This is a genomic window from Agrobacterium leguminum (genome assembly GCF_015704895.1).
GTDB lineage: Bacteria > Pseudomonadota > Alphaproteobacteria > Rhizobiales > Rhizobiaceae > Agrobacterium > Agrobacterium leguminum.
Window position 1 is genome coordinate 38,568 of record NZ_JADQWB010000025.1, and the last position, 19,460, is coordinate 58,027.

Annotated in this window: 15 protein-coding genes and 2 pseudogenes; 8 read left to right on the forward strand and 9 right to left on the reverse strand. The window is 60.6% G+C overall.

Annotation, left to right across the window (positions count from 1 at the left end; translation table 11 throughout):
- Positions 1 to 7: 7 nt before the first annotated feature.
- Positions 8 to 985: a substrate-binding domain-containing protein gene (locus tag I3J13_RS23735; RefSeq protein ID WP_003521644.1), complete on the reverse strand. Its 978-nt coding sequence runs from the start codon at positions 983 to 985 to the stop codon at positions 8 to 10.
- Between the two features lie 237 nt (positions 986 to 1,222).
- Here I3J13_RS23735 and I3J13_RS23740 point away from each other — a divergent pair, with 237 nt between their 5' ends.
- On the forward strand, positions 1,223 to 2,302 hold the full coding sequence (locus tag I3J13_RS23740; protein ID WP_196380459.1) for a LacI family DNA-binding transcriptional regulator: 1,080 nt from the start codon (positions 1,223 to 1,225) through the stop codon (positions 2,300 to 2,302).
- Between the two features lie 81 nt (positions 2,303 to 2,383).
- Positions 2,384 to 2,710 (forward strand): tetratricopeptide repeat protein, encoded by a 327-nt coding sequence (locus I3J13_RS23745; protein WP_196380460.1) that lies wholly within the window; start codon positions 2,384 to 2,386, stop codon positions 2,708 to 2,710.
- A 64-nt stretch (positions 2,711 to 2,774) separates the two neighbouring features.
- On the opposite strand, the gene catB is transcribed toward I3J13_RS23745, so the two are convergent.
- Complete coding sequence (catB, locus tag I3J13_RS23750) at positions 2,775 to 3,410, reverse strand: type B chloramphenicol O-acetyltransferase (RefSeq protein WP_196380461.1); 636 nt, start codon at positions 3,408 to 3,410, stop codon at positions 2,775 to 2,777.
- Positions 3,411 to 3,742: 332 nt separating this feature from the next.
- On the reverse strand, positions 3,743 to 6,532 hold the full coding sequence (locus tag I3J13_RS23755; RefSeq protein ID WP_196380462.1) for a bifunctional aconitate hydratase 2/2-methylisocitrate dehydratase: 2,790 nt from the start codon (positions 6,530 to 6,532) through the stop codon (positions 3,743 to 3,745).
- Between the two features lie 359 nt (positions 6,533 to 6,891).
- Between I3J13_RS23755 and I3J13_RS23760 the strand changes: the two genes are divergently transcribed.
- From I3J13_RS23760 to I3J13_RS23775, 4 genes are read left to right on the forward strand one after another with little or no spacing between them, the layout of a single operon-like run.
- Positions 6,892 to 7,389 (forward strand): Csu type fimbrial protein, encoded by a 498-nt coding sequence (locus I3J13_RS23760; protein ID WP_003521650.1) that lies wholly within the window; start codon positions 6,892 to 6,894, stop codon positions 7,387 to 7,389.
- 21 nt (positions 7,390 to 7,410) lie between these two features.
- Positions 7,411 to 8,130, forward strand: a complete 720-nt coding sequence (locus tag I3J13_RS23765; protein WP_080818903.1) for a fimbrial biogenesis chaperone — start codon at positions 7,411 to 7,413, stop codon at positions 8,128 to 8,130.
- On the forward strand, positions 8,102 to 10,540 hold the full coding sequence (locus I3J13_RS23770) for a fimbria/pilus outer membrane usher protein (protein ID WP_196380463.1): 2,439 nt from the start codon (positions 8,102 to 8,104) through the stop codon (positions 10,538 to 10,540). Before I3J13_RS23765 ends, I3J13_RS23770 begins: the two co-directional genes overlap by 29 nt.
- On the forward strand, positions 10,537 to 11,487 hold the full coding sequence (locus I3J13_RS23775; protein ID WP_196380464.1) for a Csu type fimbrial protein: 951 nt from the start codon (positions 10,537 to 10,539) through the stop codon (positions 11,485 to 11,487). Before I3J13_RS23770 ends, I3J13_RS23775 begins: the two co-directional genes overlap by 4 nt.
- Here the strand turns inward: I3J13_RS23775 and I3J13_RS23780 are convergent.
- The 6 genes and pseudogenes from I3J13_RS23780 to I3J13_RS23805 all read right to left on the reverse strand — a co-directional run bounded on the left by I3J13_RS23780 (position 11,481) and on the right by I3J13_RS23805 (position 17,500).
- A complete protein-coding gene (locus I3J13_RS23780; RefSeq protein WP_196380465.1) occupies positions 11,481 to 13,088 on the reverse strand; it encodes an ABC-F family ATP-binding cassette domain-containing protein in 1,608 nt (535 codons plus the stop codon). The two genes, I3J13_RS23775 and I3J13_RS23780, sit on opposite strands and share 7 nt — an antisense overlap.
- Positions 13,089 to 13,270: 182 nt before the next feature.
- Positions 13,271 to 15,085, reverse strand: coding sequence for an ABC transporter ATP-binding protein (locus I3J13_RS23785; RefSeq protein WP_196380466.1), 1,815 nt, complete (start codon positions 15,083 to 15,085; stop codon positions 13,271 to 13,273).
- A gap of 460 nt (positions 15,086 to 15,545) precedes the next feature.
- Complete coding sequence (locus I3J13_RS23790) at positions 15,546 to 16,535, reverse strand: Bug family tripartite tricarboxylate transporter substrate binding protein (RefSeq protein WP_059756400.1); 990 nt, start codon at positions 16,533 to 16,535, stop codon at positions 15,546 to 15,548.
- A gap of 114 nt (positions 16,536 to 16,649) precedes the next feature.
- Positions 16,650 to 16,757 (reverse strand): annotated as a pseudogene (locus I3J13_RS23795) (Fe-Mn family superoxide dismutase); the annotation flags it as partial.
- A gap of 83 nt (positions 16,758 to 16,840) precedes the next feature.
- Entirely contained in the window at positions 16,841 to 17,167 is a 327-nt protein-coding gene (locus tag I3J13_RS23800; protein ID WP_020810616.1) for a GCG_CRPN prefix-to-repeats domain-containing protein, read from the reverse strand.
- Between the two features lie 150 nt (positions 17,168 to 17,317).
- Positions 17,318 to 17,500, reverse strand: a complete 183-nt coding sequence (locus I3J13_RS23805; protein WP_020810615.1) for a hypothetical protein — start codon at positions 17,498 to 17,500, stop codon at positions 17,318 to 17,320.
- 268 nt (positions 17,501 to 17,768) lie between these two features.
- Between I3J13_RS23805 and I3J13_RS23810 the strand changes: the two genes are divergently transcribed.
- Together I3J13_RS23810 and I3J13_RS23815 are read left to right on the forward strand one after the other, a co-directional pair.
- Complete coding sequence (locus I3J13_RS23810) at positions 17,769 to 18,920, forward strand: extracellular solute-binding protein (protein WP_196380467.1); 1,152 nt, start codon at positions 17,769 to 17,771, stop codon at positions 18,918 to 18,920.
- Positions 18,917 to 19,460 (forward strand): annotated as a pseudogene (locus I3J13_RS23815) (spermidine/putrescine ABC transporter permease); the annotation flags it as partial. The gene I3J13_RS23810 and the pseudogene I3J13_RS23815, both read left to right, overlap by 4 nt.

The window sequence follows — 19,460 nt, forward strand, 5'->3', positions numbered from 1 at the left end:
GGGAGGATCAGAGGCCCATGGAAACGAGCTTGTCGATGCTTTCCTTGTCGATCTTCAGAAGCTGGTCGACGACGATGGTGTTGCCCTCGGGATTGATAGTGCCGAGACCTTCGATATTGTCGCCGGCCTTCGGTGTCTCACCCTTGGCGATACGATCCGCAAGCGTGATGAAGACCTCGCCAGCCTGCTTCGGGTTCCACATAAAGCCGCCCGTCAGCGCGCCTGATTTGATCAGCTTGGCGCCCTGCCCCGGCGAAAACGGGCCGATGACGAAGACCTTGCCATCCTTGCGTCGCTCTTCAACAGCGCGCCCGGCACCGATCGGTCCCTGCGAACCGAAGGCGAGGAAACCGCTCAGATCGGCATTGGCGGACATCAGGTCAAGCGCCGTCGAACGGCTCTTGTCGAGGTCCTCTGCTACGCCATAGCGATCGCCGACGAGCTTCATGTCGGGGTAATTCGCCTTGATGTAGGCGATGGCGGCATCGGCCCAGGCATTATGAAGCGGAACCGTAAGCGAACCGACGAAGACAGCATAGGAACCCTTGCCGCCCATCTTTTCAGCCAGCAGCTTGCCATGCGCTTCGCCGAAACCCTTGGCGGATGCCAGTTCGAAATCCCAGTCAGCGCCGAGCTGCTTGGGCGATTCATGGGTGATAACCTTGATACCGGCGGCCTGGGCCTTTTTCAGCACCGGCTCCAGCACCTTTGCATCATTGGGCACGACGCCGATGAAATCGACCTTCTGGGCGATCAGGTCCTCGATGGCGCGGACCTGCAGGGCGGGATCGGCGCTGGTCGGGCCGACCATGAAACCGTCAACACCGAGCTTCTTGCTCTGCTCCTTGATACCGGCCTCCATGGCGTTGAACCACGGAATGCCGCCGATCTTGACGACGACGCCCACCTTCGGCCCTTCCGCAAAGGCGGCGGACGAGAGCAACGCGAGCGACAGGCCGACCGCTGCAGCAATAATTTTCTTCATGATGTTCCTCCTCAAAAAACCAGGCAAACGAAACCCGCCGCAGCCATTTTCATCTGGCGCGTTCAAAATTTCTCATCTCGCTTATTCGAGACTCTCCCTTGCCACTCCCACAGCAACCATCTTGCACAATCGATATTGCCAACTTGCACAATCGATGGTGCAATAACCATATCATGAAGCGCCCTTCCGTCAAGGGGATGTGTGCTCTAATAATTGGAATCAGTTGGGGAGATCGCAGTGACGGGTATAACTTCCAAGAAAGCCACCATTTATGACTTGTCGATATTGTCGGGCGCATCAGCCTCGACAGTGAGCGCGGTCTTGAACGGATCGTGGCGCAAACGGCGGATTTCGGAGGAGACTGCCGACAAGATTCTCTCCCTCGCCAAGGCGCATCGCTACACCACCAACCTGCAGGCCCGCGGCCTGAGAAGTTCAAAATCCGGTCTCGTTGGGCTTCTGGTGCCCATTTATGACAACCGGTTCTTTTCATCGATGGCGCAGACATTCGAGGGGCAGGCCCGTAAACGCGGCTTGTCGCCCATGGTCGTTTCCGGGCGGCGCGATCCCGAGGAAGAACGCCGCACCGTGGAGACCCTGATCGCCTATTCCATCGATGCCCTCTTCATTGCGGGCGCGACCGATCCCGACGGCGTGCATCAGGTCTGCGCCCGCGCAGCACTGCCGCATGTCAATATCGACCTTCCCGGCAAATTCGTACCCTCCGTCATTTCCGACAACAGGCACGGTGCGGAAATACTGACATCGGCAATCCTTGCCCATGCGGAAAAAGGCGGTCCTCTCGGTCCCGATGACGTCATCCTGTTCGGCGGTCATGACGACCACGCCAGCCGCGAGCGAATCGACGGCTTCCACGCCGCCAAGGCCGCTTATTTCGGGGCGGATGGCGGAGACGATATCGAGATCACCGGCTATTCACCGCATATGACGGAGCTGGCATTCGAACGTTTCTTCGAGCGCAGGGGCCGCCTGCCCCGCTGTTTCTTCGTCAATTCATCGATAAATTTCGAAGGCCTGCTGCGTTTCATGGGGCGTCATGATGGCGAGGCCTTCGGCGACATCGTCGTCGGCTGCTTCGACTACGACCCTTTCGCATCCTTCCTTCCCTTCCCGGTCTATATGATTAAACCCGATATCGCGCAGATGCTCGAAAAGGGTTTCGAACTGCTGGAAGAGAACCGAACCGAGCCGGAAGTCACCATCATCGAACCGAAGCTCATCCCCCCGCGAACCGCTCTCGAAGGCCCGCTCGACGACATATGGGACCCGGTTGCATTGCGTCTCATGGCGAAGTGACCGCGCGAAATCCCGCTTGACCTCAACTGCGCTTGAGGTCGTACCGATTGCATGATGCTTCACCATTGCAACGGGACAACGATGATCGAAAAACTCATGAGGATGCTGGAAGACGGACGGGACAGTCCGCTCCTGCGCTTTTCAATCGCAAAGACGCTCAAGGCGGCTGGGCAGTTCGAAGATGCCGCGCTTCATCTCCAGGCGGCTATCCGGCAGGATCCCGACTATTCGGCGGTCTGGGCCGAACTCGGCGAATGTCGCACACGGCTGGGAGATGACGACGGCGCCATTGCCGCATGGGTGGAAGGCATCGCGGTGGCCGTCAGGCGTGGCGACATTCAGGCAAAGAGGCAGATGGAGGTCCGGCTGCGACGTTTGCGGTCACGCGCCCTGAAGGGCGTCAGTTGACGAGAGCCTCCACCCATATCGTCAGAGAGTTCCGGCCCGCCTCCGTGAGACGGGCCGGGCGTTTTTACGACTGCGGCTTATCGGATAGCCAGAACCGATAAAGCTCGGCGACATTGCCGCTGGTCATGAGCGGCATTGCCGCCTTCAGCCGCTCCGCCGGCCAATCCCACCATTTCATCTCGAGCAGCAGGGCGATGCTGTCGTCATCGAACCGCTTGCGGATCGTTTTTGCGGGATTGCCGCCGACGATGGCATAGGGTTCGACATTCTTCGTCACCAGCGCCCGCGTTCCGATCACGGCGCCATCGCCGACCGTGATGCCGGGCATGATGATCGCTTCCGAGCCTATCCAGACATCGTTGCCGATGACGGTATCGCCCGCCGGCAGATAGCCGTTACCGGCATTCTCGAATTCCGGCACCTCCGGCATGAAGAAGAACGGGAAGGTGCTGATCCACTCGTTGCGATGGCCCTGATTGCCGGCCATGATGAAGGCGGCGCCCGAACCGATCGAGCAGAAGCTTCCGATCACCAGCCTGTCCGCGCCTTCATCCGGCAGCAGATAACGGGCGCAGTCCTCAAAACTGTGGCCGTGATAATAACCGGAATAATAGCTGTATTTCCCGACCACGAGGTTCGGGTTCCTGACCTGCTTGTCAAGCGTGATGCCCCGGAACGGGCTTTCGAAGTAATTTTCCATTGGAGTAATCTCACTGCATATGTTCGCATTCGCTTGCCTTCAGACAAGCCGACGCCGAGCGCCAAGCCTGTCGGCTTTTCGCTCGATGCTCCTCGCGCGGCGGCGGGAGCTAGATGCAGGTGATACTCGATGCTTTTATCATTCAGTCTGGTTACCGCAAAAAGGGGCGAAGGCCAAGCCGAGACATGTCTCCAGTCTCCAATGGTCTGGTCGGAGCACCGCCGGCCCATAAAAAACAGCGGGGATTTCTCCCCGCTGTCCGCGTTCATTCGGCATTTTCAGTGCATCGCCAGCGCGGAGCCTGTAGCCCATGCACCGCGATAATCACGACCTCAGTAATGGACCGACTGCGAATCGATCGGCGTTACCTTCGGGGGCGCGAACTTCGTCAGGTCGATCCCTTCGACGGCAGAGCGATATTCCTCGATGCTCGGCGTGCGGCCGAGGATGGCCGAGAGCACCACGACCGGGGTGGAGGCCAGAAGCGATTCACCCTTCTTTTCAGCCGTATCTTCCACCACGCGGCCCTGGAACAGGCGGGTGGAGGTTGCCAGAACCGTGTCGCCCTTTTCGGCCTTTTCCTGGTTGCCCATGCACAGGTTGCAGCCCGGACGTTCGAGATAGAGAATGTTCTCGTATTCCGTCCGGTTGGTGGTTTTCGGCTTCAGATCATCGAACTCGAAGCCCGAATATTTCTGCAGGATTTCCCAGTCGCCTTCCGCCTTCAGTTCATCGATGATGTTGTAGGTCGGCGCGGCGACGACGAGCGGCGCCTTGAACTCGACCTTGCCTTCGGACTTTTCGATGTTCTTCAGCATCTGGGCGACGATCTTCATATCGCCCTTGTGGACCATGCACGAACCGACGAAACCGAGATCGACCTTCTTGGTGCCGCCGTAATAGGAGACCGGGCGGATCGTATCGTGGGTGTAGCGTCGGGACACGTCGTTGTTGTTGACGTCAGGGTCGGCGATCATCGGCTCGTCGATCACGTCCAGATCCACGACGACTTCGGCGAAATATTTCGCATTGTCATCGGGCTTCAGCGCCGGCTTTTCGCCGGAGCGGATTTCGGCAATGCGCTGATCCGCCTTGGCAATCAGTCCCTTGAGCGTCTGGGCGGGGTTATCCATGCCCTTGTCGATCATGATCTGGATGCGCGACTTGGCGATTTCCAGCGACTCGATCAGCGTTTCGTCCTGCGAGATGCAGATCGACGCCTTGGCCTTCATTTCGGCCGTCCAGTCGGTGAAGGTGAAGGCCTGATCGGCGAGCAGCGTGCCGATATGCACTTCGATGATGCGGCCCTGGAAGACGTTGTCGCCGTGCTGCTTCAGCATCTGCGCCTGCGTGGCGTGCACCACGTCGCGGAAGTCCATATAGGGCTGCATCGTGCCCTTGAAGGTGACCTTGACCGACTGCGGGATCGGCATGGTCGCCTCGCCCGTTGCCAGCGCCAGTGCGACGGTGCCGGAGTCAGCGCCGAAGGCAACGCCCTTGGACATGCGGGTGTGGCTGTCGCCGCCGATGATGATCGCCCAGTCATCCACGGTGATGTCGTTCAGCACCTTGTGGATCACGTCCGTCATGGAGTGATAGGCGCCCTTCGGATCGCGTGCGGTGATGACGCCGAAATTGTTCATGAAGGACATGAGCTTCGGAATATTCGCCTGCGCCTTCTTGTCCCAGACGGAGGCCGTGTGGCAGCCCGACTGGTAAGCGCCATCCACCAGCGGCGAAATGACGGTGGCCGCCATCGCTTCCAGTTCCTGCGCGGTCATCAGGCCGGTCGTATCCTGCGAGCCGACGATGTTGACCTTGACGCGAACGTCCGAGCCGGCATGCAGCACCTTGCCGGGGGTGACGCCGACGGCGTTGCGGTTGAAAATCTTCTCGACGGCGGTGAGGCCCTGGCCTTCGATGGAGATTTCCTTGTTGGGCGCGAAGACCGGAGTGGTCTCGACACCGAGCGTTTCAGCCGCAAATGTCTGGAGCTTCTTGCCGAAGACGATAGCGTAAGAGCTGCCGGCCTTCATGAACTCCATCTTCTGGGGCGTGAAGGAAGAGGCGATATCCACCAGTTCCGTGCCGGCCTCGTCGCGAAGCTTGCGGTTCTTGGCGTCAATCTTGAGGACGGTGCCGGTCTCGACCGAATATTTCTGCTCAAGGATCGGGTTGCCATCGTTGTTGAGGATCGGCTTGCCGTCTTCACCGAGCTTCTTCACCCAGTTCTTCAGGTTGATGCCGATGCCACCCGTCACGTCGACGGTGGTGGCGAAAATCGGCGAGATGCCGTTTGTGCCGGCGACGATGGGGGCGTAATTGACGAAGGGCACATAGGGGCTGGCCTGCTTGCCGGTCCACAGCGCTACGTTGTTGACGCCCGACATGCGCGACGAGCCGACGCCCATCGTGCCCTTTTCGGCGATCATCATCACCCGCTTGTCCGGATGCTGCTTCTGCAGCGCGACGATTTCCGCCTGCGCTTCCGGCGAGATCATACACTGGCCGTGCAGCTGGCGGTCCGAGCGCGAATGCGCCTGATTGCCGGGAGACAGGAGGTCGGTGGAAATATCGCCTTCGGCGGCGATGAAGGTGACGATCTTGATCTCGTCTTCGACGTCAGGAAGCTTGGTGAAGAATTCGGCCTTGGCGTAGCTTTCCAGCACGGCCTTGGCGATGGCGTTGCCGGCATTGTAGGCGTCGCGCAGGCGGAACATGTCGGCATCGTAAAGGAACACCTGCGTCTTCAGCACTTCACCGGCCTCAGCGGCAATCGCAGCATCGTTGCCGAGCGCGATATCGAGCAGCACCTTGATCGACGGGCCGCCCTTCATGTGCGACAGCAGCTCCAGCGCGAAGGAAGGCGCGATCTCCGGCACGACGACTTCGCCGAGGATGATCTGCTTCAGGAAGGCCGCCTTGACGCCGGCGGCGCTCGTGGTGCCCGGCAGGGTGTTGTAGATGAAGAATTTCAGGGCATCAGTGCGGTGCTCGCTGCCGGCATCCTTGATGAGTTCGATAATCTCGGCCGTCAGTGCACCGTCATCGATCGGCTTGGGCGCGAGACCCTGTGGTTCTCTGCTTTTGATTTCAGCCAGGTAATCCAAGTAAAGGTTCATCGCAATCCCAACGTCATGATGTCTATGGGGCCGAACACAGCGTCACCGAACGGTACTGTTGATCGGCCCGGGTTTCTATCGATTTCGAGTACGCCAACCGGGGCCGGCTGACAAGATGTCGCATTTCAGTAAAAAACTCGTAGACGGGATTTAGCGTCGATCCTGTGCTTTGCAACCACGCCGTAACACTTTTGATTGTGGCGCCCGCTGCATTTCAGCCAGTGGTTTTTCAGGCATCCCCCATTAAGGATTTATTAACCAAATCGGTACGAGTATTAGATTATTCTAATTACCCGTTATTGGCGTAATTCCATGTTGCGCATCGAAAAAACAGCAGCGCAACAGCTTGGGGAGGCAGCATGAAGTTTGCAGCATCAGGCTATTTATTATCATTTGCGGCGCTGGTTCTCACACCGGCATCGGGCGTCGCGCAGGTCGCCACGACGAATTTCAACGTCCAGATCACCATTCAGGCGGCATGCCAGATCAATTCCGCCGGCAACCTCAATTTCGGCACCAACGGTGTGATCGGCAGCAATATCGATGCGACCAGCGACATTGTCGTGCAATGCACGGCGAGCACACCCTTCAGTCTGGGTCTCAGCGCCGGCGCCGGCTCGGGGGCGACGGTCGCCAACCGTCTGATGACGTCGCCTGCGGGCGCGACCATTTCCTACTCGCTTTATACGACTGCGGCACATAGCACGGTGTGGGGGAACACCGTGGGAACGGACCGGCAAACGGGAACCGGAACCGGGGCGCCGCAGACTTTCACTGTCTATGGGCGCGTACCTGCCCAGACGACACCCGCGGTCGGCGTCTATACCGATACGGTGACGGCCACGCTCAACTACTGATCGCCACAGGGAGGATCGCGCATGCGTGTTTTTACCTTAGCGGCTGCGTTTTTTGCCGGTTTGAGTGTTTCACCTTCACAGTCTGCATCGCTACGGGTCGCACCCGTGCTTCTGGATCTTAAAGCGCCCACCGCGGCCTCCAGCCTCCGCATCTGGAACGATGCGAAAACCCCGATCAACGTTCAGGTCAGGATATTCCGCTGGACCCAGCAGAACGGGCAGGACGTCTATACGGCGGCGCAGGACGTCGTCGCCAGTCCGCCGATGACGCAGCTGAAGGGAGGCGCGGAAAACCTTATCCGCATCGTCCGGCTTTCCAAGGCGCCGCTGCGGGCCGAAGAGAGTTATCGCGTCATTGTCGACGAATTGCCGCCGGCGGGAAGACCGCAATCCGGCACGGTCAATCTGGTGGTGCGCCACTCCATACCCGTTTTCTTCTCACCCGCCTCCACAGGCGATGCGGAACCGGCCTGGAAGGTAACGCCGCAGGGCAATGGCTACCGGGTGTCGGTGTCCAACACGGGCGCAAAGCGGATAAGGATCGCCAACCTGATGCTTTCCGGTAGCAACGGACAGGCGATTGCCCGGCAGCAGGGGCTGGTGGGATATGTGCTTGGCGGATCCGCCGCAAGCTTTGTGGTTCCGGCAACGGGCGGCAAAAAAGGCGGCGGCACGCTGAAGATTTCGGCAGACAGCGAAGGCGGCCCCGTCAATGCGACGGCGCGCGTCTCGGGCGGCTGACCTCGCCGTTTTGACGATTGCCGCTCTGACGGTCATTTCATCGGGCAGTTTCTCCGTGGCGCAGGATATTCCCCCTGCGGCGCAACCCGCCTCTTTTGCCGCAAAAGAAGCGGGACAATTGCAGCTCGAAGTCTACATCAACGATGTTTCGACAGAACTGATCGCCACATTTCGTCAAAACGACGCCGGATCGTTTCTCATCGAGCCGGAACAGCTCACCAATATCGGGATTTCCCCGGTTGAAAGCGCTGCCGGCGACGATGGCTGGATCGATATTTCCCGGCTGCCGGATGTGGTGGCACGTTACGATGAAGGCACCCAGTCCATGCATTTCACCCTGCCGATGGCGGCGCGGGCGAACAGGGTCATCGACGCCTCCGGCAAGATTGCGCAGAAGCAAGACGAAGAGACCCGGGAAAAGGCCACGAGCGATTTTGGAGGTCTGGTGAATTACACGATCTATGGTTCCTCCGGCGGCAACAAATGGTCGGATATCGCCGATTTCAACGGTGTCTCGGCCCTTTTGGAAAGCAGGGCCTTCGGTCCGCTCGGCGTGCTGTCCTCATCGCAGGTTCTGAGCACATCGCGCCTGTCGGAGTTCGATACCCAGCGTCTCGATACCACCTGGAGCTATTCGGACGAGGACACGTTGACGAGCTATCGGGCCGGCGATCTCATCACCGGCGGGCTGAGCTGGACACGCCCGACACGGCTGGGCGGTTTGCAGATTCGCCGTAATTTCGACCTGCGGCCGGATATCGTCACCATGCCTATGCCGGAATTTGCCGGTTCCGCAGCCGTGCCCTCCACCGTCGACGTCTATGTCAACAATGTCCGCCGCCTGTCGCAGGATGTTCCCGAAGGGCCGTTCTCCATCACCAATCTCCCTGTCATCAGCGGCGCGGGCAATGCGCGGCTGGTGGTGCGGGATGCGCTGGGGCGCGAAACCGTGTCCGAAACGCCCTTTTATGCTTCACCGGACTTGCTGGCGCAGGGCCTCATCGATTTTTCGGCCGAGCTTGGCTTTGCCCGGCGCAATTACGGAACCTCGTCTTTCGATTACGATGACAAACCGCTGGGGTCTGCGACGCTGCGTTATGGCGTGTCGGACAGCCTGACGCTGGAAGGCCATGCGGAAGGCGGTGAGAATTTCTACAATATCGGCTTTGGCGGCGTCTTCACCCTTGGAGCGGAGGGATTGGCGGCGGTTTCGGGCGCATCGAGCCGCTTTGGCGCGGAAAGCGGTTATCAGCTTTCCGCAAGCGTCGAAGCGGAATTGCTGGGGGTAAAATTTCACGCACGGTCGCAAAGAACATTCGGCGATTATCACGATATGGCCTCCGTCTCCGCCGACCTGTCCGATATCCGCACGGTATCCGGGCTGCTGAGCGCGCGGCCGCCGCGTGCCCTCGACCAGATTTCCGTTTCCACCCAGCTCGGTTTCGATGAGACCAGCCTCAATTTCTCCTATACCGAACTCGAAACCTTCGATGAAAGGCGATCCCGGCTGCTCGGCCTTTCCGCCACGCGGCCGTTCGGCGAGAACGGCAATATCTTCGTCACCGCCTATAAGGACCTTGAGGACAACAAATCCTACGGCATCTTCGCGGGCCTCTCCTGGTCGTTCGGCGGCGGCGTCTCCGGCTCGGCCGGCATGTCGTCGGATGCGGATGGATATTCGCTGACGGCCGAGGTCGGAAAATCCGAAGAGCAGGCCGAGGGAAGTTATGGCTGGCGCCTGCGCGGCTCGACCGGCGGCAACGATATCGCCTCCGTTTCCGGCAGTTACCGCGGCAGCGCCGCGCGCGTTTCGGCCGGCGTCGACCAATTCAACCGCACGACACAGGCCTATGCGCAGATCGAAGGATCGATAGCGCTCGCCGGCGGCGATGTCTTTGTCGGCAACCGGATCGATGACGCTTTCGCCGTGGTGGATGCGGGCGCGCCCGGTGTCGATATCCTTTTGGAAAACCGCCCCATCGGGCAGACCAACCGCCGCGGCAAGATATTGCTTCCGAACCTTCGTTCCTATGACGTCAACAACATCACGCTCGACCCGAGCAATCTCCCGGTCGACGCCCGCATCGACCGGACGAAACAGACTGTCAGGCCGACGCAGCAGGCCGGCGCGGTGGTCAATTTCAAGGTTGAAACCGAGGGTCAGGTGGCGCTGGTGACGCTGAAAGACGAGAGCGGCCAATTCATCGAAACCGGATCGACCGGCAAAATCGACGGCAAGCGCGATTTCATCGTCGGTTATGACGGACAGGCCTATCTCGACAATATCAGCGAAACCCATCGCCTCCGCATTATGCAGCCGACGAAGGGCGAATGCGAAGCGCAGATCACCCTCCCCTCTACCGGCAATTCACGCGCAACTTTCGAAACCACATGCAGGAGCATCCAATGAAGGTCCTGACCCGTACCGCCCTTGCCATTGCCGCTTTCCTCTCGGCTTCACCGGCACTGGCGCAAAGCTGCACCTTCAGCATGTCGGACATGAATTTCGGCTTCGTCAATCTGGCAAGCGGCAGCGCCGTGGACACGACGGCGACATTGTCAGTCACCTGCTCCAACCCCTTGTCGTTGGCGCTTTCCATCCGCATCTGCCCCAATATCAATGCCGGAAGCGGCGGACAGTCGGGCGGCATACGTCGCATGCTTCAGGGCAGCAACATCCTCAATTACCAGCTCTACCAGAACTCGGCGCGGACAACCTCATGGGGATCGGTCACGCAGCCCGCACTCGGCTCGCCTCCGCCAATCGACATGGCGCTGCCGCTCCTGATCAACACCACGAGCCGCACGGTCTATGGCCGGATCAACGCCGGTCAGGCCTCGGCAGCGCGCGGCCTTTACCTCTCCAGCTTCGCCGGCGCGGAAACGAGCTTCACCTATACAAGCTTTACCCTACTCGCACCGAGCTGCTCTTCCGTGACCCAGAACCCCACGCAGGTGCCGTTCAACGTGTCGGCCGCAGTGGCGCCCACATGCATCATCTCGGCCCAGAACATCGATTTCGGCAGTCATGGCGTGCTGAACACGGCAGTCAATGCGACCGGAGCGATCAATCTGACCTGCACCACCAATCTGAACTACAGTGTGGCGCTCAATGGCGGACTGAGCAACAGCCCGCCCGCCGCGCGCCAGATGGTGCAGGCGGGCACATCGATAACCTATGGTCTCTACCGCGACGTGAACCGCACGAATGTCTGGGGAAGTGCGGCGGGCGAGATAGCCACCGGCACCGGAACGGGCAGCCTGCAGACATTGACCGTCTATGGCCGCGTCCCGGCGCAGAACACGCCAGCGCCGGGAAACTACTCCGATACGGTCGTCGTGACGGTGAACTACTGAGCGCCCGAACGCATCTCCGACTTCCCAAGTTCCAGCCGCCTTTCGATGCCAATGGCGGCGAGAAACGCCTCGTCGTGGCTAACGACCAGCAAGGCGCCGTCATAGGCCTGAAGGCCAGCCTCCACGGCCGCAATGGAATCGATATCCAGATGGTTGGTCGGCTCGTCGAGGATCAGCAATTGCGGAGGCTGCGGGCCTCCCAGAACACAGGCGAGACCGGCCCTGAGCATCTGCCCGCCCGAGAGCGTTGCAACGATCTGCAAGGCGGCATCGGCACGAAACATGAAGCGCGCAAGCGCGGAGCGGCAGGCATTCTCCCCGGCCTTGGGGTTGAGCCTAAGGAAGTTGTCGCGGATGGACAGGCTCGCATCGAGCAGGCTGACCTGCTGGTCGAGAAACACGGACTTCACCCCGACATGCACCGCGCCTTCGAATGGCGGCAATTCCCCCGTGATCACCGAAAGCAGCGTCGTTTTTCCCGATCCGTTCGGACCGGTGACGGCAACGCGTTGCGGCCCCGCGATCTCGAAGGACAGATCGCGAAGTACGGGGTGTTCGGCCCGATACCCCGCAGTCAGATTTTGCAGGCTGAGAACGGTCTTTGTCGCGTGCAGCCCGCTGGGCGGCAATGTGACACTGACGCCCTGCAGGATTTCGATCCGCTCACGCGCCGTCTTCAGGTCTTCGGTCGCCTCGGCCGTCAGGCGGCTGGCCAGATTGGCGTTGTCGCCGCTCGTCTTTTCGGCACGCCTCTTCATCGCACCGACAAGGATACGGGGCATGTCTCCCCTCGCCGCTTTTGCAGCACCCCTGCTATCGCGGCGGGCCTTGCGCTCCAGAGCCTCCTGCGACCGGCGCTTGACATCCGACAGACGTTTTTCCGCATTCGCGAAGTCCTGTTCCGCAGCGGCCAGTTCCAGCGCTTTTTGTGCGCGGTAGTGGCTCCAGTTGCCGCCGTAACGGGTAGCACCGAGCGTGGTCATTTCCACAATCGCGTCGAGGGTTTCGAGAAGCTCCCGATCATGGCTGACGACGATCGCTCCGCCGCGCCAGCCCGCCAGAAAATCGGCAACGAAAATGCGTCCGTCCCGGTCGAGATTGTTGGTCGGTTCGTCGAGGATCAGGAAATCCGGCGCGGCATGAATTTGAGCCGCAAGTGCGGCCCGCGTACGCTGTCCGCCGGACAGCGCCGAAAGCGGCGTGGAGGGCAAGGCATCCAGCCCGACCTGCGCGAGCGCCCCGGCAATTTTCTCCTCCAGCATCCAGTCGATGTCTTCAAGCTCTTCCAGAGTGGCGGTTCCCGCCTGCGCACGGGCAAGCACCTCCAGCGCATCGCGCGCTTCGAACAGGTCTGCGACGGTCTCGTCGGACACGACCTGCACGCTCTGGCGCAGAAGATTGACGCTGCCCGAGACGGAAACCGTGCCCGCGGACGGCGACAGTTCGCCGGCGATCAGTTTCAGAAGCGTCGTCTTGCCGACGCCGTTGCGCCCGACGAGGCCGGTGCGTTCGGGCCCGAAGCGAAGATTGATGTCCGAAAAGAGCGGATGACCGTCAGGTGTCGACCACGAGAGGTCCGAGAGAGTGATGGAATGCGGCATGGATATGGGTTCCCCTGATGACAAGGCGTTGCGGCTTTGTGATCGGGTGGAAATCCATGGTTCACCGTCCTGTTGGTGTTGCGCAGAACACCCCCTTACGCGAAAAAAGCGGCGTGTTCGTGGCGCGGGGTCAATGTTCGGGAAGGGAACGCCGGGAGGACACCCCCCGGCGTTTCGTTTTTTCAGGCCACAAGGCCCTTGGTCAGCTCCAGCGCCTGCCGTTCGAACAGCCGGCGGTAGATGCCGTCATTGAGGCGGATCAGCGCCTGATGGTCACCCTCTTCGACAATCCTGCCCCTGTCGAAGACCAGCAGCCGGTCCAGCGCCCGGACCGTGGAGAGCCGATGGGCGATGACGAGCGTGGTGCGACCGACCATCAGCCGCTCCATCGCCTGCTGGATCTGCACTTCGCTTTCGCTGTCGAGGCTGGAAGTGGCCTCGTCCAGTATCAGCACCGGCGCATCCGCGAGGAAAGCACGGGCGATGGCGACACGCTGACGCTCACCGCCGGACAGCTTGACGCCGCGTTCACCCACCATCGTCTCATAACCTTTCGGAAGGGACATGATGAAATCATGGGCGCTGGCCTGTTTCGCCGCCTGCTCGATCTGACGCCGCGTGGCGTCCGGCCGACCATAAGCGATGTTTTCCGCCAGCGTGCGGTGGAACAGGATGGGCTCCTGCTGCACGATGGCGATCTGGCCGCGCAGGCTCGATTGCGTCACCCCGGCGATATTCTGGCCGTCGATGCGGATCGCGCCCGACTTGATGTCGTAAAGCCGCTGGATGAGCTTGACGAAGGTTGTCTTGCCCGAACCGGAATGGCCGACCAGACCCACCCGTTCACCCGCCTTGATGGTGACCGAAAAGTCATTGTAAAGCGGCGTGGGATGCGCGCCATACTGGAAGGTAACGTGATCGAAGACGATCTCGCCCTTTCCAATTCTGATCGGCCCTGCATCCGGCCTGTCTTCGATGCCGAGCGGCATCTTGTCCAGCAGCACCAGCTCTTCCATGTCGTTGACGGCGCGTTGCAGGTTGCGGATATCCTGCCCCACATCGCGCAGATAACCCTGCAACACGAAGAACATCGCCAGCACGAAGGTAATGTCGCCCGGCGTCGCCAGCCCCTTTTGCCACATGATGAGGCCCGTACCCAGAATGCCGGCCTGCATGGAGACCATCATGAAGCTCTGGATCGTGCCGTTCAGCGTGCCACGCTTCCATGTCCTGCGCGTGCGGTTATCCCACTTCACCAGCACATGGCCCAGCCGCGTTTCTTCGCGGGTCTCGGCACCGAAGGCCTTGACCACCGAATTGCAGCTGATGGCATCCGCCAGCGCGCCGCCAAGTCTGGTATCCCAGGCATTGGCAAGCCTTGCCGCCGGCGACACATACCCCATGGAAAGGCCGACCGTAACGCCGATATAGATCAGCGATCCGAGACCGACGATCAGGCCCATGACCGGCCAGTAGCTGCCGAGCACGATGGTCGCGCCCACCAGCATGACGATGGACGGCAAAAGCGCGACGAGCAGCAGGTCGTTGAGCGAATCCAGCGCCCACATGCCGCGCGTGATCTTGCGGACCGTGGAGCCGGCGAAGCTGTTGGCATGCCAGTCGGTGGAGAAACGCTGCACCTTGTGGAAGCCGTTATTGGCGACATCCGCCATGATTTTCAGCGTCAGCCGGATGATGCCGTTGAAGATGAACCAGCGCAGCACAACGCTCACCAGCCCCAGCGCCACCACGATGACGAAGGCGCGCAGCGCCTTATCCGCCCCGTTGCCGGCTCCATTGCCGGCCCCGGCGCCACCGGCAATGGCATCGACGATCTGGCCGGAAAAGACCGGCACCATCACTTCGGCCAGCGTGCTGGCGATCACCAGAACGATGATGAAACCCACCAGCGCCGGCCGATGACGCCAATGGTTGAAAACAAAGCCGAGCACATGTCGATAGGCATCGGCGCGGAAATCGAGCTTCTTGCGAGTCATTTTTACCAGCCCAGCGCCCTGTAATCGGCGACCGGTCCTCAAAACGGAAGTTGGATGGCACAGCCCGGGCGGGAGACGAAGTGATCCCGTCAGATCAATCGGGCTATGGGGGAAGTAAAACCGCATGTCGGGCGCGCTCAGGGCGGGCCGCGAATGGATATGACCTAGTGTCGGGTCATTCCCTGCGGGAGGGTTTCGAAGAATGCTGGTGTCATGCAACGCCTCCCTTTGTTCGATCTGACGCGGTAGCGAGATTTGTAACTCAGCGGTCGGAGCTTGCCAAGCGGGTTTTTGCAACCGGCTGGTGAGTGATGCGGAAAGGCCACACCGGTTGGGTGCGTCACTATAAATCGTGGCCGATGCGACAACGGCACCGGCCACGGCTTTGTCAGGTCTTTATTTCCGTCCGCAACCGGCAGGATGTGCGGCGGAAAATCGGAATGGTATCTGCCGTTACCGGTCAGTCCATCTGCACATTCGCATCCTTGACCACCGGTCCCCACTTGGCGATTTCCGCCGCGACGTGGGTTTTCAGCTCATCCGGCGAAGAGGCGACGATCTTGGCGCTGAATTCCGCCATGCGTGCGGCAACCCCCGGATCGGCAAGCGCCTTCTTGGCCGCGGCATTCAGCTTGTCGACCACCTCGGCCGGCGTGCCGGCAGGCGCAAAGAGCGCATTCCAGGTATAGGTCTCATAACCCGGCACCGTCTCGGCGATTGTCGGCAGATCCGGGAAGGACGAGGCGCGCTCCTTGGTCGTGACGCCGAGCGCGCGCAATGTGCCGGATTTGATATGTCCGGACGAAGACGGCAGATTGTCGAACATGATGGAAATCTGGTTGCCGAGCAGATCGTTGAGCGCCGGGCCTGCACCCTTGTAGGGAACATGCTGCATGCTGACACCGGCCATGCTCTTGAACAGCTCGCCGGAAAGATGCAGCGGGGTGCCATTGCCGGAAGAGGCATAGGCATGTTTGTCCGGCTCGGCCTTCAAGAGCGCAATCAGTTCCGCCACGCTGTTGACGTTGAGCTTCGGATTGACGACCAGCACATTCGGCACCACCACGAGCAGCGAAACCGGCGTGAAATCCTTTTCCGGATCGTAAGGCTTGGTCTTGAGAATGAGCGGGTTGAGGGCGTGGGTGGCAACCGTGCCCATCAGGATCGTATAGCCGTCGGGATCGGCGCGGGCCACGCGGTCGGCACCGAGATTGCCGCCGGCCCCGGCGACATTTTCAACGACGATCTGCTGGCCGAGCTCATCACCCATCTTCTGTGCGATAACACGCGCGACCACATCGGTGGAGCCGCCCGCCGCGAAAGGAACGACCAGAGTAATCGTTCGATCGGGGAAGCCCTGCGCGACCGCAGCCGTTCCCAGCATGCCGAAAGAAACCGCCGCAGCGGCAAGTTTCAGCACCATGCGCCGTTTTGAAGACCGGTAAATCATGAACCCTCCTGTAACATGGCCTCCTCGCCATGGGCGCATAGTAGCTAAAATGCACCTCAGGGCAACCCGCAGGCGGCCGGCCGCTCCCGGCAGGCTTCGGGAGAAAGAGGATCGTTATGATTTCAGACGTTCTTCAACGACCCGCCAGTTGACCAGCTTGTCGAGCACGGCGCGAATATGTTCGGCCTTGCGATTTTCATAATCGACGTAATAGGCGTGCTCTCACACCCTCCCCTAGGGCGGCGGATGAACCTCACCGGCCCATATGAGAAAGGCCCTCCCGACGCGGAGAGGGCCTTGCCCGATCAGTATCGATAATAATCGCGACGGTCGCGGTAGTCGCGATAATCTCTGCGGTCGCGCCACTCACGCCATTCCCGTCTGGCCTGACGCTCGCGCCATTCACGGCGAGCTTCCCAGCGGTCGCGCCGGTCCCAGCCGCGCTCATAACGCGGTCCGTTCGGACGGCAATAGCCGCGCGGGGTCAAATGGAAGCCGCGTCCGCAGGCATAATCCACCTTTTGAATGTGGGATGCCGAAGGTGCAGACGGTTGACCGACAGGCATGGCGTTAGCACCGGTGCCGAACAGGGCGCCGAGAATTAGTCCGGCGGTTAGAATCATCTTGCGCATCTTATCTCCCTCCTTGTGGGGTGAAGGGATTTAGCGCCCCGCCGGGTGAACTGCGGCTGAATGAATCGTGATCTTTTCGTGGCACGGACGCCAGCGCCCGATCACCGGCCGGCTCTTTCTTTACGAAAGTTTTTACAGAGGGTTTTCCGGTCAGCTGGCCAGGGCCAGAACAAACGCGATGACGATCAGCAGAGGCCCCATCCACCTGAAGTGACGAACAACCGGCGGCTGATTGACCGTATTTTTTGACAGCGGCAGATAACCGAAGCCGACACATGTCATCCACAGGCCGGCACAAAACATGATGAATTCGTCGATATAGGCTGCGATCATCGCCCCCCTCCATCCAATGCTATCGCGATCATTCTACCTGCCCGGCAACGCCTTTAGTAGGGCCTGCTTTCGAACGGCCACCCGGAGAGGGCGTGCCGGCGATGCCTGTCGGCAGCAACCGTCACGAAAGCGTTATGGAAAGACATTAGAACCGCCGCCGGCCCGTTCAAAAAATGCACGGCTGTGCAACGACCGGCCAGAGCCTTCCCCATCTTTCCGGGGTCAGCGCTCAGCAGTTCCACTCGCGCCGAAAACATCGGAGACATAGATGAAACGCCGCACCTTTATGATGTCCGCCGCAGGCGCCGCCGCCGGTCTCGCCCTTGCACCGCGCATGAGCTTCGCCGCTCCGGGCACGATCGACTGGTACACCAGTTCGGATACGAATATCCTCGATTTCTGGTCCAATACGATCAAGCCCGCTTTTGAAGCCGCCAATCCCGGCCTGAAGCTCAACCTCGTCGATGCCGGCGACAGCGCCGGCATCACCGCCATCGGCGAGCGCGCCATCGCCGCAAAGCAGACGGGCACCGATCCGCAGGCCGATTATTTCGAAACGGCCGATCCGCTGCTGCCCACCGGCGGCATCGATGCCGGCATCTATGTGAACATGGCGAAAGCCGGCCTCTCCAACTATTCGCGCGTCAATCCGCTCGCCATCCGCAGCGAATACAGCCTGCCCTATCGCGGCAGCCAGGTTCTGCTCGCCTATGACACCAGCAAGCTCAAGCCGGCGGATGCGCCGAAGACCTGGGATGAACTCGTCAAATGGATCAAGGCCAATCCCGGCCAGTTCGTCTATAACCGTCCCGACAAGGGCGGCTCCGGCGGTAACTTCGTCCGCCGCGCCATCCATCAGGCCAACGGCCTCGACCCCAAGGCCTTCACGGTCGACAATTACACCCAGGAAACCGGCGACAAGGCTCTCGGCAAGGCATGGGCGCTGCTCAAGGACATCGCACCGTCGCTCTATGACAAGGGCGCATATTCCTCCGGCAACACGCAGTCGCTGCAGCTGCTTTCGCAGGGCGTCGTCACCATGACCCCTGTCTGGTCCGATCAGGTGCTGAAGGCCATCGATCAGGGCGTTCTGCCGCAAGAAACCGGCCTCGTCCAGCTTCAGGATCTGGCGCTTTGCGGTGATTTCTCGCGCGCCGTGGTGCTTGCCAACGGCGCCAATCGCGACGCCGCCCTGAAGCTCGCCAATTTCGTGCTGTCGGAAGAAATTCAGGGCGCGATCCTCACCGAACTCGGCGGTTTCCCCGGCGTTTCCTGGGACTATGTGCCGGCCGAACTGCGCAAGCGTTTCGCCGACATCATCCCGCAGACCATTCCGACCTTCCCGGCCGGCAAATGGGAAACCGCCATCAATGATGGCTGGTATCGCAACGTCGCTCCCAACGTCGACCGCAAGTCGTGACCGAGGTTGCGGAAGGAGCGGTTCGCCCGCTCATCGACAATACGGCAGGCAGGAGGCCAGTCGGCCTCCTGCTCGTCGCCATTCCCGTCTTCCTGATGATCTGGCTGGTCATCTGGCCTGCCATCAACGCCATCGGCCGCACCGTCTGGCGCACCGGAGCGAGCGGCGAGACGGGTTTCGATCTTTCGAGCTACGGCTTCTTCTTCTCGGACCGCTACAGCCTCGACAATCTTGCCGTGACGTTGTGGACGACAATGGTCTGCGCGATACTCCTGCTGGCGATCTGCCTGCCGATCGCGCTCTACCTGCGCTTTTCGCAAGGCCGCCTTTCGGCTTATGTGCAGGCGCTCGCCATCTTCCCGATGTTCGTGCCCTCCATCATCCTCGCCTTCGCCTTCATCCGCGTCCTCGGGCCCAACGGCATGGTGGACATATTGCTCAATGCGGTCGACCTGCCGAAAATCCGCACGCCCTATCTCACCCCATGGGGACCGGTCATCGGTCTCGTCTGGGACAATATTCCGCTGACCGTTCTCATCC